This is a genomic window from Microbacterium sp. CPCC 204701, assembly GCF_004010105.1.
Classification (GTDB): Bacteria; Actinomycetota; Actinomycetes; order Actinomycetales; family Microbacteriaceae; genus Microbacterium.
In genome coordinates, this window is sequence record NZ_RRYE01000560.1 from 1 (window position 1) to 1421 (window position 1421).

Genomic DNA, 1421 nt, shown 5'->3' on the forward strand with positions numbered 1-1421 from the left:
GCGCCGGCACCTGGGGCCGCCGCGCCGCCGCCCGCACCGCCCTCGCCGGTCGTGGAGCCTCCGTCACCCGAGGTTGCGCTCGCGGAGGACGCGTCGCCCCTGCCGGGTGCGCATCGAGGCGGGTTCCGTCGCCTGCCGACTGCCCCCGTCGCCGTGACGGTGCAGTCGGCTCCGGCCGAGCCCGGCACCGAGGACACCCCGGCACCTGTGGCATGGACGGGTGCCGAGGCATCCGGCCTGCATCGCGGCCTCGCGGGTTGGGCGCTTGCGTTCGCCGTCGTGGGGCTCGCGGTGTCGCTGTTCGTCGGCTGGGGCTTCCCGATCGGAATCGTGGCGGTGGTGTCGGCGATCCTCGCGCTTCGCCGTCCGCTCGAGAGTCGCGGGATGGCGGTATGGGCGATCGCCATCGGCGCGGTGTCGATCATCTACAGCGCCGGGTGGCTGGTCTACGCGGCCTGGCGCGCGAACCTCCTGGGCTGATCCGCGTCAGAGCCGGTCGGCGAGGATCGCGGTGCGGCGAGAGCCGATGCGGGTGAGGAACAACGTCGCGGACTCCGAGCCGCTGAGCTTGAGGCGCGAGCGGAGAGACGCGGGGTCGACATCCACTCCGCGCTTCTTGATCTCGAGTCTTCCGATGCCGCGCTCGCGGAGCGCCTTCGACAGGCCCTTCACGTCGCCGGGCACGACCTCTCGGACCCTGAAGGTCGACACGAAGGGTGATGTCAGCGCCGCGTCGGACGTGAGGTAGGCGATGTGCTCGTCGAGCATGCCGGCCTCGAGCGATCGCGCGACGTCGCCGATCAGGCGGGCGCGGATCACGGCGCCGTCGGGCTCGTGCAGATAGCCGCCGAGGTCGCGCACGGGCGCGTCCGCGGCATCCGTCGCCGACGTCAGCTCGAAAGCGTTGCCATCGCGGACGACGAGGGCGGCTCGCCGGACACCGTCGCGCGCGAGCGCACCCGACCACAGCACGAGCTCTACCGTCGATCCGTCGGCGCTCACCCACTGCGCCTCGACGCCACCGGGGATGAGGTCGCGGTCGAGCGCCGGTCCGAGCTTCACGCCGACCGGCATCCGGGCGGCGAGGTCGAACGCCCACTCGAGCGACGGCGACCAGTCCTCGGGACGGGTGCGGGTGGTCTCGCCGTGGCCCGCCGTGCGGCGGGCCGGGTCGAGCCACACGGCCTCGACGCCTGACAGATCGGATGCCTCGGCCGTCGCGTTCCGCACGTCGACGTCGCTGCCGAACGGGGCCAGGTTGTACGCGGCGATCGCGGCGGTCACCTCGTCGGCGTCCACCGCGAGCACGCGCAGACCGAGTCCCGCGAGGCCGAGGGCGTCGCCGCCGACGCCGCAGCCGAGATCGGCGACCCGCGCGAAGCCGGCGTCACGGAACCGCGCCGCATGGCGCGCCGCGATCG

The 1421-nt window shown here is 73.7% G+C and carries 2 protein-coding genes; one reads left to right on the forward strand and one right to left on the reverse strand.

What is annotated here, in order from left to right:
- A partial coding sequence (locus EIO58_RS17840; protein ID WP_127820546.1) for a hypothetical protein occupies positions 1 to 480 on the forward strand: 480 nt, incomplete at its 5' end.
- A 6-nt stretch (positions 481 to 486) separates the two neighbouring features.
- Here the strand turns inward: EIO58_RS17840 and EIO58_RS17845 are convergent.
- On the reverse strand, positions 487 to 1421 hold a 935-nt coding region (locus EIO58_RS17845), incomplete at its 5' end, for a class I SAM-dependent methyltransferase (protein ID WP_127820547.1).